Source organism: Actinoplanes subtropicus (genome assembly GCF_000721705.1).
Taxonomy (GTDB): Bacteria; Actinomycetota; Actinomycetes; order Mycobacteriales; family Micromonosporaceae; genus Actinoplanes; species Actinoplanes subtropicus.
The window spans coordinates 1-16955 of sequence record NZ_JOJL01000068.1 but is presented as its reverse complement, the minus strand read 5'-3'; the positions used below and the strand labels follow the sequence as shown (position 1 = coordinate 16955).

At 71.8% G+C, this 16955-nt stretch carries 17 protein-coding genes; 13 read left to right on the top strand and 4 right to left on the bottom strand.

Annotated elements, in window-relative coordinates; translation table 11 throughout:
- Positions 1-704: 704 nt before the first annotated feature.
- On the top strand, positions 705-1346 hold the full coding sequence (locus tag IH26_RS0150705) for a DUF4360 domain-containing protein (RefSeq protein ID WP_030443509.1): 642 nt from the start codon (positions 705-707) through the stop codon (positions 1344-1346).
- 114 nt (positions 1347-1460) lie between these two features.
- Here the strand turns inward: IH26_RS0150705 and IH26_RS0150700 are convergent, their stop codons facing one another.
- The 3 genes from IH26_RS0150700 to IH26_RS0150685 all read right to left on the bottom strand — a co-directional run bounded on the left by IH26_RS0150700 (position 1461) and on the right by IH26_RS0150685 (position 3827).
- Positions 1461-2063 carry a dihydrofolate reductase family protein gene (locus tag IH26_RS0150700; RefSeq protein ID WP_030443508.1) on the bottom strand — a complete coding sequence of 201 codons (603 nt, stop codon included), beginning with the start codon at positions 2061-2063 and terminating at the stop codon, positions 1461-1463.
- A 324-nt stretch (positions 2064-2387) separates the two neighbouring features.
- On the bottom strand, positions 2388-3344 hold the full coding sequence (locus IH26_RS0150690; RefSeq protein WP_084599845.1) for an MBL fold metallo-hydrolase: 957 nt from the start codon (positions 3342-3344) through the stop codon (positions 2388-2390).
- A gap of 51 nt (positions 3345-3395) precedes the next feature.
- A complete protein-coding gene (locus IH26_RS0150685) occupies positions 3396-3827 on the bottom strand; it encodes a DoxX family protein (protein ID WP_030443506.1) in 432 nt (143 codons plus the stop codon).
- Positions 3828-4004: 177 nt separating this feature from the next.
- On the opposite strand from IH26_RS0150685, the gene IH26_RS63685 reads away from it, so the two are divergent.
- The 11 genes from IH26_RS63685 to pflA all read left to right on the top strand — a co-directional run bounded on the left by IH26_RS63685 (position 4005) and on the right by pflA (position 15079).
- Positions 4005-4355, top strand: a complete 351-nt coding sequence (locus IH26_RS63685) for a hypothetical protein (RefSeq protein ID WP_030443505.1) — start codon at positions 4005-4007, stop codon at positions 4353-4355.
- Complete coding sequence (locus IH26_RS0150675; RefSeq protein ID WP_030443504.1) at positions 4352-5293, top strand: FAD:protein FMN transferase; 942 nt, start codon at positions 4352-4354, stop codon at positions 5291-5293. Before IH26_RS63685 ends, IH26_RS0150675 begins: the two co-directional genes overlap by 4 nt.
- Positions 5290-5856, top strand: a complete 567-nt coding sequence (locus IH26_RS0150670; RefSeq protein WP_030443503.1) for a ferric reductase-like transmembrane domain-containing protein — start codon at positions 5290-5292, stop codon at positions 5854-5856. The genes IH26_RS0150675 and IH26_RS0150670 overlap by 4 nt, the downstream gene beginning before the upstream one ends.
- Positions 5853-7139: an NADH-ubiquinone oxidoreductase-F iron-sulfur binding region domain-containing protein gene (locus IH26_RS0150665; protein ID WP_051810023.1), complete on the top strand. Its 1287-nt coding sequence runs from the start codon at positions 5853-5855 to the stop codon at positions 7137-7139. Before IH26_RS0150670 ends, IH26_RS0150665 begins: the two co-directional genes overlap by 4 nt.
- Complete coding sequence (locus tag IH26_RS0150660; RefSeq protein ID WP_030443501.1) at positions 7136-7336, top strand: ferredoxin; 201 nt, start codon at positions 7136-7138, stop codon at positions 7334-7336. Before IH26_RS0150665 ends, IH26_RS0150660 begins: the two co-directional genes overlap by 4 nt.
- A gap of 88 nt (positions 7337-7424) precedes the next feature.
- On the top strand, positions 7425-8003 hold the full coding sequence (locus IH26_RS56900; protein ID WP_051810021.1) for an AMIN-like domain-containing (lipo)protein: 579 nt from the start codon (positions 7425-7427) through the stop codon (positions 8001-8003).
- A gap of 68 nt (positions 8004-8071) precedes the next feature.
- Positions 8072-10348, top strand: coding sequence for a putative bifunctional diguanylate cyclase/phosphodiesterase (locus IH26_RS0150650; RefSeq protein ID WP_051810019.1), 2277 nt, complete (start codon positions 8072-8074; stop codon positions 10346-10348).
- Positions 10349-10387: 39 nt separating this feature from the next.
- Positions 10388-11107 (top strand): enoyl-CoA hydratase/isomerase family protein, encoded by a 720-nt coding sequence (locus IH26_RS0150645; RefSeq protein ID WP_051810017.1) that lies wholly within the window; start codon positions 10388-10390, stop codon positions 11105-11107.
- Between the two features lie 216 nt (positions 11108-11323).
- On the top strand, positions 11324-12004 hold the full coding sequence (gene arsM / locus IH26_RS0150640; protein WP_030443497.1) for an arsenite methyltransferase: 681 nt from the start codon (positions 11324-11326) through the stop codon (positions 12002-12004).
- A gap of 103 nt (positions 12005-12107) precedes the next feature.
- Positions 12108-14348: a formate C-acetyltransferase gene (gene pflB, locus IH26_RS0150635; RefSeq protein WP_030443496.1), complete on the top strand. Its 2241-nt coding sequence runs from the start codon at positions 12108-12110 to the stop codon at positions 14346-14348.
- Entirely contained in the window at positions 14345-15079 is a 735-nt protein-coding gene (gene pflA, locus IH26_RS0150630; RefSeq protein WP_030443495.1) for a pyruvate formate-lyase-activating protein, read from the top strand. The genes pflB and pflA overlap by 4 nt, the downstream gene beginning before the upstream one ends.
- Before the next feature lie 117 nt (positions 15080-15196).
- Here the strand turns inward: pflA and IH26_RS0150625 are convergent, their stop codons facing one another.
- Positions 15197-15835 (bottom strand): TetR/AcrR family transcriptional regulator, encoded by a 639-nt coding sequence (locus tag IH26_RS0150625; protein WP_034218080.1) that lies wholly within the window; start codon positions 15833-15835, stop codon positions 15197-15199.
- A gap of 83 nt (positions 15836-15918) precedes the next feature.
- Between IH26_RS0150625 and IH26_RS0150620 the strand changes: the two genes are divergently transcribed.
- Positions 15919-16863, top strand: coding sequence for a ketopantoate reductase family protein (locus tag IH26_RS0150620; RefSeq protein WP_030443493.1), 945 nt, complete (start codon positions 15919-15921; stop codon positions 16861-16863).
- The last annotated feature ends 92 nt before the right edge of the window (positions 16864-16955 follow it).

Genomic DNA, 16955 nt, shown 5'->3' with positions numbered 1-16955 from the left:
GCGAATTACCAGACACCACGCGAAGCACGTATCTGCTATCGTCCACCCATCGCCCTCGCGGCATGAAACTCCGGTGTCCGGTCCCGGGGTGGAACTTCAATGGAAGTGAATCGTGTGACAGCCCGAATGCAATGGCGCCAGAAGTAGATATACCCCGTCCGTCCCTCGATTCGGGACGGTGCCGCGTCCGGGTCACACTGCTGCTCGTGTCGAACGCACCGACGAGAATACGCACGAGTCGATGCAGCCCGCGCCTGGATGCCAATGGTGAGTGAATGCGGATACCGCCCGGTTACCGCCGGTCGGCCGTGTCCTGCCGGCGTGCGTATCGAACATTGACGAGGACGCGTGCAACAAGCCTTGAATTTCGCTTCAATGACGGCACAGCCGATCGAGGGCGACCTCGGCCGTACCGGCGGTTCGGCGCCGGCCGTCGCGGTGCCCAGCAGGCCGAGTCCCATCGAAAACGATCGCGTCCACCGCCAGGCATCATCCGGATGACCGATGCGGTTCCTGGACAAACGGCCAGCACGGATCATCTGATCGTCCAGCAATCCGACGAGGTTCACCCTTCCGTGAGCACGCCCAATGTCAAGTTCCTGCGGGACAGACCCGGACAAAACTATCTTGGGGCAGGGTGGCCAAGGTCATCGACCTCTGTGGACGCCCCACGGCACCACCCCATTCCCGTAAGGACGAACAACATGCTCAAAACGCTGCTCACCAGCGCCGCCGCGGCGCTCACCGCATGCCTCGCGACGACGGCTCCGGCCTCGGCCACGACCGGCCCGTGGTCGAACGATGCGATGACCATCGACGTCGTCGCGGCCAACGGCTCCGGCTGCCCGTGGGGCACCGCCGACGCGACGGTGTCCCCGGACAGCAAGGCCTTCACGCTCACCTACAGCCAGTTCACCGCGCAGACCGGTGCCGGCACCATGCCAACCGACTTCCGCAAGAACTGCCAGCTCGCCCTGAACGTGCACGTGCCGCAGGGCTACACCTACGCGATCGCCGGCGTCGACTACCGCGGCTACGCCCACCTCGAACGCGGCGCTTCCGGCACCCAATTGGCCAGCTACTACTTCCAAGGCGAACCACGGACCACCAGGATCCGGCACGACTTCACCGGCTACACCGACGGCGACTGGCAGCGCACCGACACCGTCGGAGTCAGCTCCCTGTCCTTCCTGCCCTGCGGAGAGCAGCGCTACCTCAACATCAACACCGAACTGCGCGTCAACGCGGGCCGGTCCGACGTCCGCCGATCCACGAGCCAACTGACCATGGACTCCACCGACGGCAGCATCGACACCGTCTACCACATCGCCTGGAAGCGGTGCTGACAGCCGCCACCGCCGGTCCGGGTGGTGTCGCCCGGACCAGCGGTGACAGCGCATGTCGTCACCACCCGGACCAGCGCCGGCTGGTAACCGGCCACACCATCACACTGCGTCGGGTCACCGCCGAACCGGGAACACGAGATGAGTTACCCGGTCGCCTTGGACGCACAGCGTCGGGTTGCCGAGCAGGACTTCTTCTGCGGAAAGTTCGCCGAAGAAGGGCCGGTTCCCGGCGCCCGTCAGCACCGGCACCAGGTCGATGGCCACTTCGTCCAGCAGCCCCAGGTCCAGGCACTGCCGGGCGATGGTTCCCCCGGTGACGGCGACGACCTTGTCGCCGGCGATTTCCTGGGCCCGCGCGATCGCGACCGCCACCCCGTCGGTGACGAAGGAGAACGGCGCGTCGGGGTGGGCGTCGACCCAGTCCTTCGGGATTCGGTGGGTCACCACGACAACCGGGACGTCCAAGGTGTGTCGGCCGTGCCAGCCGTCCGTCACGTCGAACAGCGTCCGGCCGCAGACGAGCGCGCCCAACGAAGACACCCAGCGCCGCATGTGCTCCGAACTCTGCGGGGTGAGGTGGAGGGTGAAGTCCCCAGCCGGGGTCGGCATCGCGACCTCGCCGTTCTGCAACCAGTCGAACAACCGGCCGATGGTGTTGTCCTGCTTGGCGACGTACCCGTCCAGAGACATGTTCGCCTGCGCCTGCACTATGCCCATGAGGTGCCCCTTCCAAGGAGTGCTGGGATCGGTAGACGTGGACGACGCCGCCGCCGGGAACGGCGTGGTCTCGACGAGGTCCAGATGAGTGATTGCGGCAGTTGGTCAAACGGGGCCGGTCCGCGGCCCAGAGCCGGCGGCTGTCTCGGTTTCCTGCTGATCACGCGCCGGCCTGGGCCGGGTGTCCTACCCCAACACCCCGGCCAGCCGCTCCATCGAGTCGCGCACGCCGTTCTCCATGCGGGCCGCGACCATCTCGTCGCGCTCCTCGATCGAGCCGAACACGGCGGCCACCTCCTGATCCCGAGTCCGTTGTGGACCGACTCACACGAGCACGCGCTCCGCATCGCGCGGCCGGACCGCGCACCAGCCGAGTTCCCGATCGATGCGGTCGGCCAGGGCGGCCGAGGCGGGCAACTCGCCGTGCACCACATAGCACGTACGCGGCGGCGCCGGCGCCGTCTTCAGCCAGGCGAGGAGGCCGTCGGCGTCGGCGTGTGCGGACAAGTCGTCCACCGCCACCACCTCGGCGCGTACCGGAACGTACCCGCCGTACATCTTCAGCGTCCGCGCGCCGTCGAGCAGGGCTCGGCCTCGGGTCCCGGCCACCTGGAAGCCGGGCAGCAGGATCAGGTTGCGCGGCTCCGGTGCCAGGTGCGCGAGATGGTGGACGACGCGGCCGCCGGTCGCCATGCCCGAGGCGGACAGCAGGATGCAGGGTGCTGACGGGTCGTTGAGCCGGGGCGATTCCTCTGCCGTGCCCGCCAGGCGCAGGTCGCCGGGGTCGAACGGATCGGTGGAGCTGCGCCGGACCTCCGGCCGGATCTCCGGCGCGCCCTCCCGGACCGCCCGCCGGTACACCTGCAGCGCGGCCAGGGCCATCGGGCTGTCGACGAAAACCGGTACCGGGGGCAGCCGGCCGGCCGTCATGAGCTCGCGAAGCGCCATCAGCAGCACCTCGGTCCGGTCGATCGCGAACGCCGGGACGACCACGACGCCACCGCGGGCGAGGGCACGCCGGATCGGAGCCGCGAGCCGCTCCAGGTCGCGCGGCGGATGGTTCCGATTCCCGTACGTGGACTCCACGACCATCGCGTCCACGGCCGGCGCCGGCTCCGGGCCGGTGAGCAGCGGGTGGTCCGCGCGACCCAGGTCGCCGCTGAACCCGAGGCGGCGCACCCGGTGGCGGGAAAGATCGTAGAGGCAGTATCCGACGAACGCCACGGCCAGCAGGACCAACGGCAGGAGCGCGGCAACGTTGTCGCTCAGACTCTTCGCCATGGCCTTCAGCATGAGACAGGATCGGCCGTACGGCAGGGGCCGAAAGACCCCTCAGGCGTCGGCCGTCTCCAGCGCCGTCGCTCGTGCTCGCGGGCGGCGCAGGCCGTCGACCGACCATGGACCCGCACCGACCACGGCGATGGCCAGGAAGGCCCAGCAGAACAGGGCCGGCGCGTCGCCGCCGTTCTGCAGCGGGAGCAGCCCGTGCGGCTGGTGCACGGTGAAGTAGGCGTACGCCATGGAGCCGGAGGCGAGGATCGCGGCCGGCACCGTCAGCAGGCCGATCAGCACCAGCAGGCCGCACACCAGCTCGATCACCCCGGCGTACCAGCCGGGCCAGCTGCCGACCGGCGCGGCGTGCCCACCGCCCCGGTTGCCGCCGAAGACGCCGAACACCGTCGACGCCCCGTGCAGCGCGAACAGCAGTCCGATCACGACTCGGAACAGCGCCCAGACAACCTCGGTGAAGCGATTCCCGCGCATCCGCGACCTCCCCTGGATAGACATTCACGGATATTAATGGAAGGGCTCGCTCGCACATAGATGATAGTCGATGTCAGTCCGGATTCCCCATGCGGGTTTCTTCGAGAACCCGAAGAAACCCGGGGCGATGCTGGGTGGAAACGCTCACCAGCCGCGAGCCGAGGAGGACCCGATCCCATGTCAGGTGCCCACACCAGCAGGTTCGCCGTCCGCGATCGCGGGCTGCGCCGGGTCCGGGCGGTGACCGTGTGGTCGGCCGCCGGGTCGGCGGGTCTCGCCGTGGCGACCGCGATCGCGCTGGTGCCCCCGGCGGCGGCGCCCGCGTCCGATCGCGCGGCGACCGGCGGTGCGCCGGCCGGCACGGCGCCGCCCTCACCTTCCGGCGGCCGGGCAGCGCCGGACGACGAGGCCGGCACCGCCCGGCCGCATGCCCGCCGCACGACCAGGACCCCCCGGCTCCGGCCGCCCACGACGCCACCCGTCCCGGTCGGCAACGGCGGGCAGCAGGCCACCTCGGGTGGCTCGTGACCACCCTCGCGCCGGCGCCCGGCCGGCTCCGCTTCGACGCCCTCGGCACCACGGCCGTGCTGGTCGTGGCGGATCCGAGCGGACTGGCGCCGGCCGAGCGGGCGGTCCGGCGGATCCTGTCCGAGATCGACCGGACGTGCAGCCGCTTCCGCGCCGACTCGGAGATCAGCCGGCTGCACCGGCGTGCCGGTCGCCCGGCCGCGGTCAGCCCGCTGCTCGCCCAGGCCCTCGACGTCGCGATCCGGGCGGCCGAGCTCACCGACGGCCTGGTCGACCCGACGGTCGGTGCCGCGGTTCGGGCCCTCGGCTACGACCGTGACTTCGCCCTCGTCCGGGACGGCGATCCACGGCCGGCCGGGCCGGGCCTCCCGGCTCCCGGCTGGTGGCGGCTGCGCCGCGAGCCGGGCTCCCGGCGGGTCCTGCTGCCCCGCGGCATCCTTCTCGACCTCGGGTCGACCGCCAAGGCGCTGGCCGCCGACCTCGCGGCCGCGGCGGCGGCGCGGGACGCGGGCTGCGGGGTGCTGGTGAGCCTCGGCGGCGACCTCGCGGCGGCCGGGCACGCCCCGCTCGGCGGCTGGCGGGTCGCGATCGGCGACGACCACCTCGCCGCGGAGCGGGACCCGGCGGTCACCGTCGCGATCCTGGCCGGCGGCCTGGCCACCTCCAGCACGACCCGCCGGCGCTGGCGGCGCGCCGACCGGATCGTCCACCACCTGGTCGATCCTCGTACCGGCGACGCGGTGGTGCCGGTCTGGCGCACCGCATCGGTGGCGGCGGCCTCGTGCGTCGACGCCAACACCGCCAGCACGGCGGCGATCGTGCTGGGCGCGGCGGCGCCCGCCTGGCTGGCGGAACGCGCGATGCCGGCGCGGCTGGTGGCGGTGGACGGCCGGGTGCTGACCGTCGCGGGCTGGCCGGATCAGGAGCCGGTCCGGTGATCGGTCACGCGCTCTGGTACAGCAGCCGCGCGACCGGGTTGGTCTCGCTTCTCCTGCTGTCCGCGACCGTCGTGCTCGGCGCGCTGAACACTGGCCGGCTGTTCTCCCGCAGCTGGCCGCGCTTCGCCGTCGCGGCGGTGCACCGCAACCTCTCCCTGATCTCCCTGGTCTTCCTGACCGTGCACGTGGCCACGGCGGTGATCGACCCGTACGCCGGAATCGGCTGGCTGGACGCGATCGTGCCGTTCGGCTCGGTCTACCGGCCGCTCTGGCTGGGGCTGGGCGCGGTGGCCGGCGACCTGTTCCTCGCGATCCTGGCCACCAGCCTCCTCCGGCAACGCCTCGGTGCCCGTCTCTGGCGCCTGGTGCACTGGGCGAGCTATCTCTGCTGGCCGGTCGCCCTGCTGCACGGCCTGGGCACCGGAACCACCGATCGGCACACCGTCTGGGTCATCGCGCTCGACGTGGGCTGCGTCCTGGTCGTGGCCGGGGCGATCGCATGGCGGCTGCTCTCGGTGCACCCGGACACCACGGCCCGGCGTGGCGGGCGGGTGACGTCATGATCGGCCCGCAGCAGGAGGCAACGCTGGCGGGCGTCGCCCGCCTGCTGAGCGCGCCCACCGAGCACGGCCCGGGCCTCGCCGCACACCGGGCACATTTCGGCCCGCTGCCGGCGCCCGGCGAGGCGGGCCTGATCGACCCGGTCACCCGCTCCGGCCTGCGCGGGCGCGGCGGCGCGGGCTTTCCGACCGGCCGCAAGATCGCCGCAGTGGCCGCCGCCGGAGGCCGGCCCGTCGTCGTCGCCAACGGCTGTGCGGGCGAGCCGGTGAGCGGGAAGGATCACGTACTCCTCGAACTGGCGCCCCACCTGGTGCTCGACGGCGCGCTGGCGGTCGCCACCTCGCTCGGCGCCGACGAGGTGCTCCTGTGCGTGCACCGGGGCGACCCGATCGCGCCGTCGCTACGGGTCGCGGTCGCCGAGCGCGGCGAGGAGGGGCGCGCGGCCCGGTTGGTCGAGATACCGGGCCGCTACGCCGCGAGCGAGGAGTCGGCACTGGTCAACTTCATCAACACCGGCACCGCCCGGCCGACCGCGAAGCCCCCGAGGCCGTACGAGCGCGGCGTCGGCGGCCGCCCCACCATGATCGCCAACGTCGAGACGCTGGCGCACGTCGCCCTGGTCGCCCGGTACGGCGCGGACTGGTTCCGGGCGGTCGGCACCGCCGACTCTCCGGGAACCACCCTGGTCACCGTCGGTGGCGCGGTGGCGTACCCCGGCGTCCTGGAGGTCGCGCTCGGCACCACGCTGGGCGAGATCCTCGAGCTGGCCGGTGGCCGGACCGGCCCGGTGGGGGCCCTGCTGGTCGGTGGCCTCGGCGGCGGGTGGCTGCCGGCCGAGCCGGGCGCCGCCGTCCGGCTCGACCATGCCGACCTGCGGAAGGCCGGGGCCGCCCTCGGCGTGGGCACGGTCCTGGCGATGCCGGCCGGCGTCTGCGGGGTCACCGAGACCGCACGGATCGCGAGCTACCTGGCCGCGGAGTCGGCACGGCAGTGCGGGCCGTGCATGTTCGGCCTGCCGGCGGTCGCCGCCGACCTGTGGTCGTTGAGCGGCGCGGCCGGCGACCCGATGACGATCATGCGGCGGTTGCGGCGGCGCCTGGGGCTGCTGCCCGGGCGCGGCGCCTGCGGACATCCCGACGGCTTCGCCCGGTTCGTCCGCGGCGCCCTCGACACGTTCGCCGACGACTTCCGCGGGCACGCGCACGGCCGGCCCTGCCCGGGCGACGGCCGGGCGTGGCTGCGACTGCCGGCGTCCGGCGACTCCACCCCGGCGGGCTGGCGATGAGCGAGCGCCGGCTGCGGGTCGATCCGATCGCCTGTACGGCCCACGGCCTCTGTGCCGAACTTCTGCCGGAGCTCATCGACCTCGACGAGTGGGGCTACCCGGTGCTGACCGCCCCGGTTCCCCGCCGCCTGGCCGCGGCGGCCGCCCGGGCGGTCGCGAACTGTCCGACGCTCGCGCTGCGGCTCGAACGGACCTGATCACAGGCTGTCACGAATCCGTGACTACAACGGGCCGCGCCGGTGCCTAGCCTGGTCTCACGCCGCACTATCGACGGAGGCCCCGGCCATGCAGGGAATCAACGCACTCATCCTGGTCACCGCACTCGCTGTCGCCGGCGGTTGCGCCGGCGGCTCCTCCCCCGCCACACCGCCCCCGGCCACCACGCCGCCTCCGGTGGCCACCGGCACGCCGGTCACCACCGAGGCACGGCAGACCGTCACCACCTGGGCGAGCTCCCCGACCACCGTCCCGCACTCGCCGGCGGTTCCGCCGGTTCCGGTGGTCACCGGGGTCCGCTACGCCGCGCACGACGGCTACGACCGGGTCGTCCTGGACATCCCGGGCGCCCCGCCCGGCTATTCGGTCAAATACGTTCCGGAGGTACGCCGGGACGGTTCCGGCGAACCGGTGTCGATACCCGGCAAGGCCTTCCTGCTGATCACGCTGCACCCGGCCCAGGCGCACCGGGAGAACGGCACCCCGACCGTGACCGGGATCCACCGCACCGGCCTGGCCCACGTCCAGGCGTACGGGATCGTCGGCGACTACGAGGGTTATGTCTCGATCGCGCTGGGGGTCGATCGCGTCCGGAACTTCCACGTCGGCGAGCTGAATGACCGAATCTACCTGGATGTCGCCGTCTGATTATTCGGCCGGGCGGCGAAAGGGTTCATTCCCCCGGCCAGTTGTCCGATCCTGGGACCGTGACGTCGGTGAGATCGGTACCCGCCCGCGGGCTGGCCTGGGTGCGGGCCGGGTTCGGCCTGGGTGTCCTGTTGCTGGTCGCGCAGCTCGCGGAGGTGGTGCCGGCGTTCCAGTCCTGGGTCGACGCGCACCCCTGGTTCGACAACATCGTCCAGGACGGGTTGTACGGGCTGGCCGCGCTGCTGGTGCTGGGCCGGGCCCTGCTTGTCCGCCAGGACCGGGGCGCCTGGCTGCTGATGGCGGCCGGGCTGGGCTCGTACGCCGCCGGGACGATCTACTGGTGGGCGTTCCTCGTCAAGCTGGACCCGCCGCCGTTCCCGTCGCCGGCCGACGTGATGTGGCTGGGCTACTACCCGTTCGCGTACGCGGCGGTGGTCCGGCTGCTGCGGGCTCGCCGCTCCGGGATCTCCGCGGCGACCTGGCTGGACGGGCTGATCGCGTCGGCCTGCGCCGCGGCGTACGCCTCAGTCATGTTCTTGACCGGTTTTGGGGTTGGTTCGGGAACGCTCTGGTCGGCGATCGTCAGCGTGGCCTACCCGGCCGCCGACATCGTGCTGGCCGGCGTCCTGCTGGGGGCGTGGGCGCTCAGCGGCTGGCGTACGGAACGAATGTGGATCTTGTTGTTGGCCGGCATGGGGATCAACTCGGCCGCCAACGGCCTGCACATGTACGAGACGGCGATCGGTGTCTCGCTGCCCGGCGCCTGGACCGACCTGCTCTGGACCGTCGCGCTGGCCGTCATCGCGGCGGCCGCCTGGCAGCGACCGCGCCCGGAGGCGGACCGCCGCCCGGAACGTGCCCTGGTCGGCGTGGCGCTGCCGGCGGTGCTGGCCTGCGCCTCGATGGCCCTGCTGCTGTACGGCAGCTTGCGGGACGTCGTGCCGCCGCGGGTCAGCAGCATGCTCGCCGGCGCCGCGATCATGGCGGCGATCGTGCGGATGGTGCTGACCGTCCGGGCGGTCGAGGGCCTGGCCGACGCGCTGCGGCTGGCCCGCACCGACGACCTGACCCAGCTGTCCAACCGCCGCGGGTTCCTGGAGAGCCTGGACCGCTTCCTCGAGGACCGCGACCCGGCGGCGCCGATGGCGGTGGCGATCATCGACCTGGACCGGTTCAAGGAGATCAACGACAGCTTCGGTCACCACGTCGGCGACACGCTGCTGCAGCTGGTGGCGAAGCGGCTGACCCACGCCGTCGGCCACGCCGGGGTGCTGGCCCGGCTCGGCGGCGACGAGTTCGGCATGATCCTGCCGCAGTCGGATCCGGAGGCCGCCCGGGAGATGGCCGACCGGGTGCTGGACGCGCTGCGCCGCCCGTTCGACCTGGGACAGCTCGACCTGCACGCGGACGCCAGCATCGGCCTGGCCGTCTTCCCCGAGCAGGGCACCGACCGGTCGGCGCTGATGCGGCACGCCGACAGCGCGATGTACCTGGCCAAGGGCGAGCACTCCGGGGTCGAGGTGGCGACCGGCGGGGCGGACGACGACACCGCCCGGCAGCGGCTGACCACGCTCGAGGAGCTGCGCGCCGGCCTCGACCGCGGCGAGCTGACCCTGCATTACCAGCCGCAGCTGCTGGTCGCGGACGGGACGGTGGCCGGGGTGGAGGCGCTGGTCCGCTGGAACCACCCCACCCGCGGGCTGGTCTTCCCGGACCAGTTCCTGCCGTTGGCCGAGCACGCGGGCCTGATGGGCCGGCTCACCTGTGAGGTGGTGGAGATCGCGCTCGCCCAGTGCCGGGCCTGGCGCGACCAGGGCCTGTTCCTGACCGTGGCGGTGAACCTGTCCGCCTCGAACCTGCAGGACACCAGCCTTCCCGCGTACGTCGCGGACGCGCTCGCCCGGCACGGGGTGCCGCCGGAGGCGCTGCATCTGGAGGTCACCGAGGAGGTCCTGATGCGCGACGCCGAGCGGGCCACGGCGATCCTGACCCAGCTGCGGGAGATGGGCATCCGGCTGGCCGTGGACGACTACGGCACCGGCTACTCCAGCCTGGCGTACCTGCACGCGCTGCCGCTGGACGACCTGAAGCTGGACCGGGCGTTCGTGGCGCACTGCGACACCGACCCGCGCAGCGCGGCCATCGTGAAGAGCACCGTCGAGCTGGCGCACAACCTCGGCATGCGAATGATCGCCGAGGGCGTGGAGGATCAGGCGGCGCTGGACCGCCTCGACGAGTGGGGATGCGACCTGGTCCAGGGCTACCACCTGAGCCGTCCGCAGCCGCCGGAGCGGCTGACCGAGTGGCTGCTGAACCGGCTCGTCCCGGTGCGTACGGCGAGCTGACTATTGTTGCTTCCGCGGCCGGGCTGGGAAGATCCGCTGATGTCTATTCACGTCGAGGACCAGGACGGGATCGCGATCGTCCGGCTCGCCCACGGCAAGGTCAACGCGCTCGATCTCGAACTGTTGCACGCCATCACCGAGACCTTCGGCGAGCTCGACCGCGGCGACGCCACGGCCGTCGTGTTCACCGGCGACGGCCCGGCCTTCTCGGCCGGCGTCGACCTGTGGCGGATCCTGGACGGCGGCGCCGCGTACGGGCAGGAGTTCCTCCCCGCGCTGGAGGCGGCCTTCCTGGCCGTCTTCGGCCTCGGAAAACCGACCGTCGCGGCGATCAACGGGCACGCCATCGCCGGCGGCGCGATCCTGGCCGCCGCGTGCGACCAGCGGGTGATGACCGCCGGCACGATCGGGGTGACCGAGCTGCTGGTCGGGGTGCCGTTCCCGACCATCGCGCTGGAGATCCTCGCGTACGCCTGGGGCCAGCCGGCAGCGCGTCGAGCGGTGCTGTCCGGCGCGACCCTGCGGCCCGAGGACGCGCTCCACGCCGGCCACATCGACGAGATCGGCACCATCTCGGCCGCGATCGCCCGGGCCCGCGAGCTGACCCGGATCCCGGCCGACACGTTCCGGCTGACCAAGGCGCAGCTGCACGCCGGCATCCCGGGCCCGGCCGAGCCGCGGGTGACGGAGATGTGGCAACGGGCGGTCGAGGACGGCCGGATCCAGCGCTTCATGCGGCGACGGACCGGCCGCCGGTAGCCGGTTTCGACGTCCATCGAGTTTGACAGGCATCGAATCCGCGTGGCACTCTCGATTTCGAGAGGCGTCGAATCCGATGCTTGTCGAAATCGAGGCCTCGCCGACCGTCTTCCGTCTCGAGGAGAGCCGCCATGACCGACATCCGCGCCGACCTACCCTTGACCGCCGCGGGCGGCTGCTGCGGCACGGCCGCCCCCGGCCGTCGAAGGCGCCGCGATCCGGGAACAGGTCCGCGCCCACTACGCCGACGCCGCCACCCGCGCCGCCGAGGGCTGCCGATGCTGGAGCGACGACCTCTACGCCGGCGAGGAGCCACCCGAAGCCGCCCTGCGCGCCAGCCTCGGCTGCGGAAACCCGCTGCGCGTCGCCGACCTCCACCCCGGCGAGACGGTCCTCGACCTGGGCTCCGGCGGCGGCATCGACGTCCTGCTCTCGGCCCGCCGGGTCGGCCCCACCGGCACCGCCCATGGCCTCGACATGACCGACGAGATGCTCGCCCTGGCCCGCCGCAACGCCGCCGAGGCCGGCGCCACGAACGTCGAGTTCCACCAGGGCCACATCGAGGACATCCCCCTGCCGGACGCCTCGGTCGACGTGGTCATCTCCAACTGCGTGATCAACCTGTCCCCCGACAAGCCGTCGGTCTTCGCCGAGATGCACCGTGTGCTGCGCCCCGGCGGCCGGATCGGCATCTCCGACGTCGTCGCCGAGGACCACATCACGCCGGAGCAGCGCGGCATGGCCGGTGACTGGTCGGCCTGCATCGCCGGCGCCCTCTCCCGAGCCGAGTACATCGACGGCCTGAACGCGGCCGGCTTCACGGACATCAACATCGAATTCATCAGCCCGTACGCCGAGGGCTTGCACGCCGCGATCATCCGCGCCCACCGCCCCTGACCGCCGGCGCCGCCCTCGAAGCGGCCGCCGGCTGAACCGGGACCTTCGGCCCTGACCCCGCTGCGCCGATCCGGCCAGGCTGGAACGAGACGAAGGAGGGCCGATGGGCAGCGCATCGCACGACGGCTGGCGTGGATTCCATGGTGACGGGTGGCGGGACACGATCGATGTCGGCCGGTTCATCCATGACAACCTCCGGCCGTACGACGGCGGCCCGGAGTTCCTCGCCGGGCCCACCGACCGCACCCGGCGGATCTGGCGCCAGCTCGAGCGGATGTTCGTGGAGGAGCGCCGCCGCGGCATCTACGACGTCGACGCGCACACCCCGTCCACCATCACCTCGCACGCGCCCGGGTACCTCGACAAGGACCACGAGCTGATCGTCGGGCTGCAGACCAGCGCGCCGCTGCGCCGGGCGATCATGCCGAACGGCGGGCTGCGGATGGTGCAGAACGGCCTCGCCGCGTACGGCTACAGCCTCGACTCCACCGTGCGGACGATCTACTCGCAGTACCGCAAGACGCACAACGACGGCGTCTTCGACGCGTACCCCGAGGACGTGAAGGCGGCCCGCCGCTCGCACCTGATCACCGGGCTGCCCGACGCGTATGGCCGCGGGCGGATCATCGGCGACTACCGGCGGGTCGCGTTGTACGGCGTGGACCGGCTGATCGAGGAGCGCGCCCGGCGCAAGGCGACGCTCGATCACCGGCCGTCGACCGAGGACGTGATCCGGGATCGGGAGGAGCTCGCCGAGCAGATCCGCGCCCTGGAGGACCTCCGCTACATGGCCGACCGGTACGGCTACGACATCTCGGGACCGGCGGCCACCGGCCGGGAGGCGATCCAGTGGCTGTACTTCGCCTACCTGGGCGCGACCGAGGAACAGAACGGCGCGGCCATGTCGCTCGGGCGTACGTCAAGCTTTGTCGATGTTTTCCTGCAGCGCGACATCGAGGAGGGCACGCTCACCGAGGAGCAGGCCCAGGAACTGGTCGACGACTTCGTGATCAAGCTGCGGATCGTCCGGTTCCTGCGGACGCCGGAGTACGACGAGTTGTTCTCCGGGGATCCGACGTGGGTGACCGAGGCGCTGGGCGGGATCGGCTGCGACGGCCGGCCACTGGTGACCCGGACGAGCTTCCGCTACCTGCAGACGCTGTACAACCTCGGCGCGGCGCCGGAGCCGAACCTCACGGTCCTGTGGTCGCCGCGGCTGCCCGAGGGTTTCAAGCGGTTCTGCGCGCAGGTCTCCATCGACACCAGCGCCATCCAGTACGAGAACGACGAGCTGATCCGGCCCGCCTACAGCGATGACACCGCGATCGCCTGCTGCGTCTCGGCGATGCGGGTCGGCAAGGATATGCAGTTCTTCGGCGCCCGGGCGAATCTGGCGAAGGCGCTGCTCTACGCGATCAACGGCGGCCGCGACGAAATCACCGGCGCGCAAGTGATGCCGTCATTCCCGGAAATATCGGATGACGTCCTTGATTTCGATACGGTTCTAAAATCCTACGATCGCACTCTCGACTGGCTCGCCGAGACCTATGTCGACGCGCTCAACGTCATCCACTACATGCACGACAAGTACGCCTACGAGCGCCTCGAGATGGCCCTGCACGACTATCCCGTGCACCGCTTCATGGCCACCGGGATAGCCGGCCTGTCGGTCGCCGCCGACAGCCTGAGCGCGATCAAGTATGCCCAGGCCAAGGCGCTGCGCAACGGGGACGGGCTGGTCGTCGACTACGCCGTGGACGGCGACTTCCCGGCCTTCGGCAACAACGACGACCGGGCCGACGCGATCGCCGTGGACCTGGTCGAGCGCTTCATGGCCAAGATCAGGCGGCAGCCCACGTACCGCAAGGCGGAGCCGAGTCTCTCCATTTTGACCATCACTTCCAACATTGTGTACGGCAAGCACACCGGTAACACGCCCGACGGCCGGCGGGCAGGCGAGCCGTTCGCCCCCGGCGCGAACCCGATGAACGGCCGGGACCGGCACGGGCTGGTCGCGGCGGCCCTGTCGGTCGCGAAGCTGCCCTACCGGCAGGCCCGCGACGGCATCTCGCTGACCGCCACGGTCACCCCCGACGGGCTGGGCCACTCCCGGGAAGAGCGGATCGGGAACCTGGCCGGGATCCTGGACGGCTACACCGACGCGGGCGGCTTCCACCTCAACGTCAACGTCCTGAACCGGGCCACCCTCGAGGACGCGATGGCCCACCCGGACAGGTATCCGCAGCTCACCATCCGGGTATCGGGCTACGCGGTGAACTTCGTCCGGCTCACCCGGGAACAGCAACAGGACGTCATTTCCCGTACGTTCCACGGCTCGCTGTGACCACCACCGGCAGCCTGCACTCGTGGGAGGTCTCGACCGGCGTCGACGGGCCGGGGACGCGCTTCGTCGCGTTCCTGGCCGGCTGCCCGCTGCGCTGCCAGTTCTGCCACTCCCCCGACACCTGGTACCGGCGCGGCGGCCATCCGGTCACCGCCGACGACCTCGTGCTCTCCGTCCGGCGATACGAACGGTTCATCAAGGTCGCCGGCGGTGGGGTCACCCTCAGCGGCGGCGAGCCGTTGCTGCAGCCCGCGTTCACCCGTGAGGTGCTGAGCCGCTGCCACGAGATGCGGCTGCACACCGCCCTGGACACCAGCGGCTTCCTCGGCGACCGGGCGGACGACGAGCTGCTGTCGGCCGTGGACCTGGTACTGCTGGACATCAAGTCGGGCGACCCGGCCACGTACCGCAAGGTCACCCGGACCGGCCGGCTCGGCCCGACCATCCGCTTCGCCCACCGCCTCGCCGAGAAGGGCATCTCCATCTGGGTACGCTTCGTCCTCGTCCCCGGGCTCACCGACGACCCCGCGAACGTCGACGCGGTGGCGGCCATCGCCGAACGGGTGCCCACCGTGGAGCGGGTCGAGGTGCTGCCGTTCCACCGGATGGGCGCCCCGAAGTACGAGGCGCTGGGGTTGCCGTTCCCGCTGGCCGGCACGCAGCCGCCCGCGGTGGCCACGATCGAACGGGTGCGAGGCCAGTTCCATGACCATGGCCTCGCCGTCTTCTGACCCGTTTTCTGGTCGACGGCGCCGATCAGCGCTTCGGGCGCACGATGTGCACCGGGCAATCGGCCCGGGCGACCCGCCGGCGGCAGGGCGCACGGTCCCCGCCGGACAGGCCCATGGTCACCCCGCCCGGATCGACAGGTCGGGGAGCTGGTCCGTGGCCGGCGGTCGGTGGCGCAAGCCGTCGAGCACGAGGGTGACGACACCGTCCGCGTCGGCCGGGCCGCCCGGGCGGTCGTAGGCCGCGGAGATGCCGTGCAGCGCCATCATGACCGGGCCGACGCCCACGTCGTCGCGAATCGTGCCGTCGGCGGCCGCGGCGGCCAGCAGTTCGCCGATGGCCTGCGCCAGCGCCTCGCTCCCCTTGGTCAGCGCCCCCGAAGTCAGCGCCCCCGAAGTCAGCGCCCCCGGCCGCGTGGCCATGAGCGTGGCGAGCGTGCGAGCGAGGCCCTGGTGGGCGTGCAGATGGCTGACGAAGCCGCGCAGGAACGCCGCCAGCGCCTCCGCCGGGGGAAGCGTCGCCCCCAGCTCGCGAGCGTGGGCGCACATCGTGGCCACCTCTTCGCGGTAGACCGCCTCGGCCAGCGCCTCCCGGGTCGGGAAGTGGCGGTAGAGCGTGCCGACGCCGACCCCGGCCAGCCGGGCGAAGTCGTCGAAGCGCAGGTCGAAGCCACCCGCCTCGAAGATCTCACGGGCCTTGGCGAGCAGAGTGTCGCGGTTGCGCCGGGCGTCGGCGCGCAGCCGCTTGTCGGTGGTCACGCGCAGCCCTCCTGGACAAGTGGAAACTATCTCCATATTCTGCAAGTGGAGATGACCTCCGATTATAGGCCGCGAGGTGCCGCGTGAAGATCCTGATGTTCGGCCGGGGCGTCATCGCCACGATCCACGGGTGGGCCCTGGAGCGGGCCGGGCACCAGGTCGAGTTCTACGTCCGGCCGGGTCGCGCCGCGGCGTACGGGGACGCGATCGACCTCGACCTGCTCGACGCGCGACGCCGGATCCGGGGGCAGCGCGTCAGCGAGCGGTGGCCGGTGCGCTACCGCGAAGCGCTGGAACCCGGCCACGACTTCGATCTGATCGTGCTCAGCGTGCAGCACTACGCCTTCGCCGAGGCCGCCGCCTTCCTGAGCCCCCGCCTGGGCCGCGCCACGGTGCTGGTCTTCAGCAACCTGTGGGCCGACCCGGCGGTGGCCGCCGAGCCCTTCCCGGCCGGCCAGGTGGCCTGGGGCTTCCCCGGCGCCGGCGGCGGCTTCGGCAACGACGGCGTGCTGCGCGGGGCCGTATTGCCGACGGTCTTCTTCGGCACCCTCGGCCGGCCGCCGACCGAGCGGGAGCAAGCCGTCCGGCAGGCGTTCCGGCAGGCCGGATTCCGCTTCCGGGAGCAGCCCGACTTCCGGGGCTGGCTGTGGATCCACTTCGTGCAGAACGCGGGCCTGCACACCCAGAGCCTGAAACTGGGCTCGCTGGCCGCGCTCGCGGGGGCGCCGGGCAGCGTACGCGAGGCGCTGCTGGCCACCCGGGAACTGCTGCCGCTCGTCGAGGCCCGCGGCATCGACCTGCGTCGGCATCGGGCCGGCGTGCTCCCGGTCCGGGCGCCGGCCTGGCTGACCGCACCAGCCCTCGCCTGGCTGTTCGGTCACGTCCCGCCGGTGCGCCTGCTGTTCGAGGTGCACGCCAACCCGGAAGAACTGCGCGCGGTCTGCCGCGACACCCTCGCGGAAGCACGCCGGCTGGGCGTGGCGGCGCCCAGGCTGGAGGCCGCCGAGCCCTACTACCGCCACGACTGACCAACGTAAGAGCCCGTTGTCAAGTCGGGTGATTGGTGTTGGTTGATCAGGTTTGTTCCCTGGTGATGCTGGTAGTGGTGTCGTGCTGGGCC